Source organism: Rhizobium sp. P1_E1, from assembly GCF_056406015.1.
Map to the genome: position 1 here is coordinate 19,491 of NZ_JBFUAY010000067.1, position 8,801 is coordinate 28,291.

Below are 8,801 nucleotides of genomic sequence, written 5' to 3' on the forward strand. Positions count from 1 at the left end.
TCAGCGGCTCCTTCTTGAATCATTGGCGCGTGGATCGAGCAGCGGATAGAGCACATCCACCAGGAGGTTCGAGACCATCACCAGGAACGATCCGATCAGCGTGATCGCCAGAATGACGGGATAATCGGAATTGATCAGCGCCTGCACCGTCAACCGGCCGAGGCCCGGCAGGCCGAAGACGAGTTCGACGAAGATTGCGCCGTTGACGATGGTTATCATGATCAGGCCGAGCTGCGTGACGACAGGCGTCAGCACCGGCCGCAGGATATGGCGTAACGCCACGATGATCTCGGGCACGCCCTTGGCGCGGGCGGTCCGGACGAAATCCTCCGACAGCACCTCGATGACGGCGGCACGCGTCTGGCGAACGATCAACGCGATCGGCTGGAAGGAAAGAACGAGCAGCGGCAGCAGGATACGGACATCGAGGATGCCGCCCCAGCCGTAGGGCACGCTCGCACCCGGCAGCAGCACGATGAGGCCGACCATCAGCAGCGGACCGGCGACATAGGCCGGGATCGCCCAGAGGAAGAGTGCGGAGCCTAAAATGGCATAGTCGATGCGCGAATTCTGGTTCAGCGCGGCGATCATGCCGAGCGGGATCGCGACGACGGCGGTCAGGATGATGGAACAGAGGGCAAGCTGGAAGGAGACGGGTGCGGCGGCCGAGACCATCGCCCAGACGGAACGGCCCGATGTCAGCGAGTTGCCGAATTGGCCGTGTAGCAGGTTCCAGATGTAAAGGCCGAACTGGACGATGAAGGGTTTGTTGAGGCCGGCACTTTCGCGAATGGCTTCGATGCGCTGCGGATTATAGGCAACGTCGCCCGGCGCGCGCAGGAAGATCAGCTTGATCGGATCGCCGGCGCCATAGAAGGCCAGCGCGTAAACCGCCAGCATCACCACGAGAACGGACGGAATCCAGATGGCAAATCGGGTTAGCACGTAGCGCAGCAAGGCCACCTCCCACCTGTTGTTCGATGCGTTCCCGCTTTTGGCTGCGATCGCATCTCTTCTTCTTGAAACTTGCGCGAAGGCCTTGCGGCCTTCGCGCGGTTTATTGCCGACAGGGACGGTTTCCGCCGATCAACCGATGGAAATGTTCCAGGGTTCGACGACCTGCCAGTCAAGGTTCTTTTCCAGGCCCTTGACGTCCTTGGTGGCCCAGCGCGACATCGCCTGAGAATACCATGGAATGAAGGCCCAATCCTCACGGAACGCCTTCTGAGCTTCCTGTGCGAGAGCAATGCGCTGCGGATCATCCGCAGCCTTGGTCGTCGCTTCGGCAAGGGCACTGTCGACCTTGTCGTTCTTGTATCCGCCGAGCTTGTTCTGGGCGTTCGACGAGGTCGAGGCGATGCTGCCTGCCAGATAGGAGACGGCATCCGGCACGCGTGTGCCGACGTCGTCGCGGAAGATCTGGACCGAGTTCTGATCCGGACCGGCATAGGAGTCCTGCTGCGGCTTCATGTCGACGGCAGTGATGCCGAGATTCTGGCGCCACTGCTCGGCAATGAACTGGGCGGCAGCCTGAATGGCCGGCCCCGAGATGCCGACGAAGAGGATCTTCGGCAGGCGCTCCGGACCGCCATAGGTCGATTCCGCAAGCAGCTTCTTGGCAGCTGCTGGATCATAGGGATAGGGCTCGAAGCCGGAATTCTCCGCACCCGGGACCGAGTTGAGGATCTGGTCCGCCTTCTTATGCGGCCCGTCGGGATAGGAGGCCTTGAACAGGCCATCGCGATCGACGGCCATGATCAGAGCCTGGCGAACCTTCGGATCGTCCATCGGCGCACGAGAGATGTTGAACCAGAAGTGCTGGCTGGTCGGGATCAGCGGGCCGGCGGAAAATTCCGGGCCGAGATCCTGGATAATGGTCGAGGTGATCAGTTCGGTATGGGCGTTGAACTCGCCCGACTTGATGAGCGAGGTCGCGGTGACATTGTCCTCGATCGAGGTGATATCAATGCGGGCAAGCTTTGGCTTCGGTCCGAAGAAGTTCTCATTCGGCTCGAAAGAAAGCTTGCCGGCATCGATATCGAGGCTCGTCAACTTGAAGGGTCCGGAGAAAACCGGCTTACTGTCAGGCTTGTACCAGTCGGTGATCTCCTCGCCGTCGCTGCCGCGCGACTGGGACGCCTTGGTGATCGGCGCGATGTGGTTTGCAAGGCGCATGAAGAAGATCGGGTCTGCAGCAGCCAGCGTCACGACGACCGTTCCCTCGTCGGGTGTCGCGACACCTGTGAGCTCGTTGCCGGAGCCGGCGGCGATTTCGGCGTAACCCTTGACCCTGCTCAGCACCTGGTCGGCGCGCTGGTTCTTGGTGTTCGGCATCGAGGAGACTTCCCACGACCCCTTGACATCGGCCGAGGTGATCTTGCTGCCGTCGGAGAAGACAGCCTTCGGGTCGAGCTTGAAGGTCCAGACAGTGTTGTCGGCCGATTCCCAGCTGGTGAAGACGTAGGGCTTGATATTGCCTTGGCTGTCGAAATACATCGGCGATGCCCACCAGATCGAATTCCAGCGGAACGTCCTGCCGCCGCCGCGCAGCGGCGACCAGTCCTGGTCGAAGGCCGGATTTGCGACCTTCAGGACCTGGCCTTCATCGGCCATAACGATGCGGGCATTCATCCCGAATACGGTGAGGCCGACGCCGGCTGCAAGGCCGAGCTTCAGCGCGTTACGACGTGATATATTGGTTTTATCCGATTGATCAGACATGGCATTCCTCCCAGAGTGAATTCGGCAGCGCTCTCCCTGCACCTGCCAGGCGCAGCACAATCCGTTCCGTATCGTTCTCTCGTTATTGTAAATATGTCAACAAAAAATCGCAATTTCGATCAGAACAAAATTTTCCTCTAAAAATATATAAGTTATAACAGATAGATAACTTTTCGAAGCTGCATCACAGCATTTTGTCTTCTTGACAAAAGCGCGGCGATGGAAAAGTTCTTTGCACTCCATCGCGACAGACGAATGACAATTGGAATGCGCAGCCGGCCGGTTCGAACACCGATCCCCAGACAGGACGCGCCGAGGAGGGCGAAATGAGCCATCACAGGATTACAGGCGTTTTCAGCGCCTCCGCAACGCCACTGACGGCGGACAACAGGCCGGATTTCACACTATTCACCGATCATTGCCGGCAGTTGCTGGCCGAGGGATGCCACGGCGTGGCGCTGCTCGGAACCACGGGCGAGGCCAATTCCTTCTCCGGAGCCGAGCGCCGCGCCATTCTGGAAGCAGCACTTGAGGCCGGCATTCCTGCTGACAGGCTTCTGCCAGGCACGGGCGTCGTCGCCATTCCCGAGACCGTGGAACTGACCCGGCACGCGCTGTCGCTTGGCGTCACCAAGGTGGTGATGCTGCCGCCCTTCTACTACAAGGGCGTCTCTGACGACGGTCTCTTCGCCGCCTATTCGCAGGTGCTGGAAAAGGTCGCCGACACGCGGCTGCAGGTCATCCTCTATCATATTCCGCAGGTCTCAGGCGTGCCGCTGTCCATTCCGCTGATCGGACGGCTGATTGCGGCGTTCCCGGAAACGGTCGTCGGCATCAAGGAATCTGCCGGCGATTTCAATAACATGCAGGCGATCATCGCCACCTATCCCGGTTTTTCCGTGCTGGCGGGCGCCGACCCGCTGTTGCTGCCGTTGCTGAAAGCGGGCGGCGCCGGCTGCATCACCGCAACCTCCAATCTGGTGGCGAATTCGTTGCGCACCGTCTACGACCATGTCCATGACGAGGCGCGCGCCGCCGATGTCGAGGCGGCACAGGCCCGCATCAACGCCTATCGCACGCTTTCCAATTCCTACGTCCAGATCCCGACCATCAAGGCGATGGTGGGACTGAAGACCGGCAATCCCGCTTGGAGGCGCACGCGCGCGCCGCTGATGCCGCTCGGCGATGCTGACTATGCCGCGCTCGCCGAAAGCTATGCCAAGCTGCCTTGAGGAGATCCGCCATGAGTTTCACCGGCCTGCCTCCGGAAGCCGTTCCGGCCCTGATGACCGGGGCCATGACCCCTCACCCCACCGTCGAGGGCCGTGCGGAGGCCTATCTGCCCTCCCCCTGCATCCAGAACCATGCCGCAAATCTCGCCTTTCTGCCCGACGGCACGCTGACCTGCGTGTGGTTCGGCGGCACGATGGAGGGCATGGGCGACATTTCGATTTACATGTCGCGGCTGACACTTGGCTCCGAGCGCTGGTCGGAACCTGAAAAGATGAGCGACGACCCGGAGAAATCCGAACAGAACCCGTTGATTTTCAACGCTCCGGACGGAAAAGTATGGCTGCTCTATACCTCGCAGACTTCCGGAAATCAGGACGGTTCTGTTGTCAAATGCCGGATTTCAAGCGATGGCGGCCAGACCTTCGGCCCGGTCCAAATCCTCTGCGACAGCCCTGGCACCTTCGTTCGCCAGCAGATCGTCGTGAACGGTCGGGGCGACTGGCTGCTTCCGGTCTTCCGCTGCGTCGGCCTGAACGGCCAGCGCTGGAGCGGCGATGCCGATACGGCAGCCGTGCTGATGTCACGTGATGGCGGCGCGAGCTGGCAAATGCACGATATTCCAGACAGTATCGGCGCGGTGCACATGAACATCCTGTCGCTTGGCGGCGACGGGATGATCGCCTTCTACCGCAATCGTTTCGCCGAAAACATCCTGTCCAGCCGATCATCCGACGGCGGCGAGACCTGGAGCGCACCCGAGGCCGCTGACCTGCCGAACAACAACTCCTCGATCCAGGCCGCAATCCTGAATGACGGAGCAATCGCAATGGTTTACAACCATTCGAATGCCGCCATGTCGGATGCGCGGCGCCAGTCCCTCTATGACGAAATCGAAGGCGGCGAAGCTGAAGAGACCGCTGTTGTTGCGGGCAACCTCCGCAAGGCCGTCTGGGGTGTTCCGCGTGCGCCGCTGAGCCTTGCGATATCAAGGGATGGCGGCAAGAGCTTTCCGCATCGCGTGGATCTCGATACCGGCGACGGTCTCTGCCTGAGCAACAATTCGAAGGATTCGCTGAACCGCGAATTCTCCTATCCCTCGATTGTCCAGGGCGGCGACGGCACAGTCCATATCGCCTACACCTATTACCGGCGCGCCATCAAATATATCAGCCTCGCTCCGCAATCCCTGCCGTAAGCACAGCGGTAGCCGGGAAATTGGAAACCTGCGTCCGATCGCTTGCGAAAAGATGCAGGATGCCAACGGCTTTGGGTTTACTGGCGGCAGAAATTGACAACAGGATCGGATTATTCGCCGCCGTGGCAAAGATGATGACCAGCTGCGCCTGAAATGCTGTTTTCATCGATGCAGCTCTTATAACGCATTGATATTTTTATCGATAGCTACACGTCTACGCTAGCCTGAAGCGCGACAGATCGCGCATCGAAAGATAAAAAATTCCGCCCATTGGAATGCTGGCTTGACATTGATCTTACAACTTTACATTAAAGAGGGCGAGGATATTGCCGCAAGATCTTGCAGGGAGGACTGGTTCATGGCCAGCTTGGATTCGCCAATCACGATAGTTCGGCCGCATCGGATCGAATTCGGCGTCGGCACGGCGGGAAAGCTGGGCAAATGGGCTGATGAAAAGGGCTATCGGCGCACRCTCGTTATCTCCGATGCCTTCAACGCTTCGCGCATCGACGTGCTGGAGCTGAAGTGCGAGGTTACGGTCTTTGCCGACGTGACGCCCGAACCGGATACAGCCAATCTCGAAAAAGTCCTGGCGGCGGCAAATGCCGCCGATGCCGAGCTGATTGTCGGCTTCGGCGGTGGCAGCGCCATGGATCTGGCAAAACTTGCGGCAGTGCTTGCCGGCTCCACCCAGAGGCTGCACGAGGTCGTCGGTCCGAACAAGGTGCATGGGCCGCGCAAGGTAGCGCTTGCCCAGGTGCCGACGACATCGGGCACCGGCAGCGAGGCCGGCATTCGCGCGCTCGTCACCGACCCCGCGACGATGGCAAAGCTTGCGGTGGAAAGCCTGCATATGTTGGCCGATATCGCCGTCATCGATCCGGCCCTGACCTTCAGCGTCCCTGCCCGCACGACGGCGGCCACCGGCGTCGATGCCATGGCCCATTGCGTCGAGGCCTTCACCAACCGCAAGGCCCATCCGATGGTCGACATCTATGCGATCGAGGGAACGCGCCTCGTCGGCAAATATCTCGCCCGCGCCGTCAAGGACGGCAACGACGCCGAAGCGCGCGCCGGCCTCTCGCTCGCCTCGCTCTACGGCGGTTTCTGCCTCGGCCCGGTCAATACCGCCGGCGGCCATGCGCTTGCCTATCCCCTCGGCACGCGCTGGCATGTGGCCCATGGCGCGGCCAATGCGCTGATTTTTCCGCATGTTCTCGCCTTCAATACACCGTCGGCGCCTGAGAAAACCAAGGCGGTGATGGAAGCGCTTGGGCGTGAAACCTCCGGGAACATCACCTCCGTCTTCGATGCGGCTTACGCCTTCTGCGCCGAACTCGGCATCGAGATGAAGCTTTCCGGCCTCGGCGTGCCGGAAACCGATCTCGACGCCATGGCCGACGACGCCTTTGCCATTCGCCGTCTGCTCGATAACAATCCGCGAGATCTGTCTMGCGCCGACATTCGCGCGATTTATGCTGCTGCCTTTTAAGCGGTAAGGTTTTTTAGAAGGGACTTGATCGATGGACAGAAATGCGAAAGTCGCCGTGACGCTCGGCGATCCGGCCGGCGTCGGCCCCGAGGTGATCGTCAAGGCCTTGGCAGCCCTTCCGAGGGAAGAGCGCCGTGATTTCGTGATCGTCGGCAATGTCGAAGCGCTGGAGCGCGCCGACCGCGTCACCGGCGCCGGGCTGCGGTTCGGGCCCGCCGATGCACCCAGTGACGACAGGATCGCCGTCGACGAGGTCGCGCTCGGCGCGGCCCTACCCGAGATCGGCAAGGTCAGCCCCGTCGCCGGCGATGCCTCGGTGCGCTATATCACCCGCGCCGTCGATCTCGCCATGTCGGGGCAAGCGGATGTCATCGTCACCGCGCCGATCAACAAGGAGGCGATGAACCTCGCCGGCCATCACCATGACGGCCACACCGGGCTTCTCGCGCATCTCACCGGCTCGAAGAGCTCCTTCATGCTGCTTGCCTCCGAGCGGCTGAACACCATCCACGTCTCGACCCATATCTCGCTGAAGGGTGCGATCGAGCGCGCCAAGACCGAGCGGGTGCTCGCCACCATCGAAGCCGGCCACAATCACTTTCTGCGGCTCGGCCGCAAGGCGCGCATTGCTGTCGCCGGCCTCAACCCGCATTGCGGCGAAAACGGCCTGTTCGGCACCGAGGACATGGAATTCCTGGCGCCCGCCGTCGAGCAGGCGCAGGCAAAAGGCATCGACGTCGTCGGGCCGATCTCGGCCGATACGGTGTTCGCCCGCGCCTATAACGGCGCCTTCGATCTTGTCATCGCCCAGTATCACGACCAGGGCCATATCCCGATCAAGCTCGTCGCCTTCGACACCGCGGTCAACGTCTCGCTCGGCCTGCCGATCGACCGCGTCTCGGTCGACCACGGCACCGCCTTCGACATTGCCGGCACCGGCAAGGCCAACCACGTCAACATGCTCTCTGCCATCGCCTATGCTAGGCTGATGGCCCGCTCGCCGCGGCGGGAAGTGTGATCGCAATAATTCGAGAGGAGCGTTGGCGGCCAGCGCCGCAACCTTGCGTCGTCGGTCAAGGAGGCAGGTGCGGCGCGAACCGTATCGATTAGGGCCATCAAGGAGACGTGGGCGATCACCTCTTGGGGGCAGCCCGCCGCGACCGGCGTGGTTGCAAGAACAACCTGCGGCGGTTGCCTGACCTGCTGACATTCGTCGCGGCGGCGAACCCAAATGCCGTGAAGGCTAAGCACGACCTGAGTAGGGGCCGCCTCGAATGAGCCGAGCACTTCGCCACGGCTCTGGCCTCGATCGCTGGCTTACTGGACACCGGACGCGACACTCCTTAGTCGCCTGAGCAAGTTCGGCAATCGGAGAGCGCCGTGAAAAAAGGGCTCCGAAAACCGCAGTGGTAGCAAAGCCCGAAAAGATGCTGAACGGCACTGGCTGGATATCCGGCTTGCTAAGGGCATCGGGTCGCGAGGTCACTGCCATGACCAAAGAATAGCAGTTCCTCAGATTGTCAACGACTTAGCCCGGACAGCGGTGTCCGGGCTTTTGCGGTCGTCCCAGGTGTGATGCTTCCGGTCCTCGGTGAGATTGATGCCGTCTGGCTAGGCGGCGGAACACTTTGCCGTCCCCTCCCTCCCATCAGACCAATTTCTGAAGGATTTAGATTGTACAACTGCATCGGAAATTGCCCGTTTTTATAGATATTTCTCCTGCCACCTTGTTCTGCGGCGAGAATTGTTTAGAGGTGAAAATTGGCGACAAGGCAATAAAATCACAGACGGCATTATCACAATCTTAAGTAATTATTCGAATACGTTAACAAACCTGTAAGAGATGCCTAGACTATCTTGATATCGATAAATAGAAATATGTCACACATTACACGATTTTATAATTTAAATTGCCCACACATTTATTGGAAATAGTAAATAAATACCTGGATGACATCGCGGTCTGGGCGGAAATATATGATCACGCCCAACAGAGCGCCGGATCTTGTTTTTCCAAAGACAAGACAACAAGGGCTTGCGCGCACATTTGCATTTCCATAATGTACGTACTTTCGCCGTTCCTGACTGTGATTACATTAACTTTTATCGCTGGGTTTGATGCAACTCAGCCTAGACAAACAAGAGAAAAGACTCTACCGC

7 protein-coding genes are annotated in these 8,801 nt (G+C 59.8%); 4 read left to right on the forward strand and 3 right to left on the reverse strand.

Going from position 1 to position 8,801, the window contains the following annotated elements; all coding sequences use genetic code 11:
• On the reverse strand, window positions 1–957 hold the full coding sequence (locus tag AC1D1Z_RS21135) for an ABC transporter permease (protein ID WP_003552254.1): 957 nt from the start codon (window positions 955–957) through the stop codon (window positions 1–3).
• Window positions 958–1,086: 129 nt separating this feature from the next.
• Window positions 1,087–2,721: an ABC transporter substrate-binding protein gene (locus AC1D1Z_RS21140; protein WP_131647038.1), complete on the reverse strand. Its 1,635-nt coding sequence runs from the start codon at window positions 2,719–2,721 to the stop codon at window positions 1,087–1,089.
• Window positions 2,722–3,047: 326 nt separating this feature from the next.
• Between AC1D1Z_RS21140 and AC1D1Z_RS21145 the strand changes: the two genes are divergently transcribed.
• Both AC1D1Z_RS21145 and AC1D1Z_RS21150 read left to right on the forward strand, forming a co-directional pair.
• Window positions 3,048–3,953 (forward strand): dihydrodipicolinate synthase family protein, encoded by a 906-nt coding sequence (locus AC1D1Z_RS21145; RefSeq protein WP_131647039.1) that lies wholly within the window; start codon window positions 3,048–3,050, stop codon window positions 3,951–3,953.
• 11 nt (window positions 3,954–3,964) lie between these two features.
• Window positions 3,965–5,149: a sialidase family protein gene (locus tag AC1D1Z_RS21150; RefSeq protein WP_131647040.1), complete on the forward strand. Its 1,185-nt coding sequence runs from the start codon at window positions 3,965–3,967 to the stop codon at window positions 5,147–5,149.
• Here the strand turns inward: AC1D1Z_RS21150 and AC1D1Z_RS21155 are convergent.
• Window positions 5,121–5,315, reverse strand: a complete 195-nt coding sequence (locus AC1D1Z_RS21155; protein ID WP_131647041.1) for a hypothetical protein — start codon at window positions 5,313–5,315, stop codon at window positions 5,121–5,123. The two genes, AC1D1Z_RS21150 and AC1D1Z_RS21155, sit on opposite strands and share 29 nt — an antisense overlap.
• A 192-nt stretch (window positions 5,316–5,507) precedes the next feature.
• Between AC1D1Z_RS21155 and AC1D1Z_RS21160 the strand changes: the two genes are divergently transcribed.
• Together AC1D1Z_RS21160 and pdxA are read left to right on the forward strand one after the other, a co-directional pair.
• Entirely contained in the window at window positions 5,508–6,641 is a 1,134-nt protein-coding gene (locus AC1D1Z_RS21160; RefSeq protein WP_477851640.1) for an iron-containing alcohol dehydrogenase, read from the forward strand.
• Window positions 6,642–6,672: 31 nt separating this feature from the next.
• A complete protein-coding gene (gene pdxA, locus AC1D1Z_RS21165; RefSeq protein WP_028732302.1) occupies window positions 6,673–7,659 on the forward strand; it encodes a 4-hydroxythreonine-4-phosphate dehydrogenase PdxA in 987 nt (328 codons plus the stop codon).
• The last annotated feature ends 1,142 nt before the right edge of the window (window positions 7,660–8,801 follow it).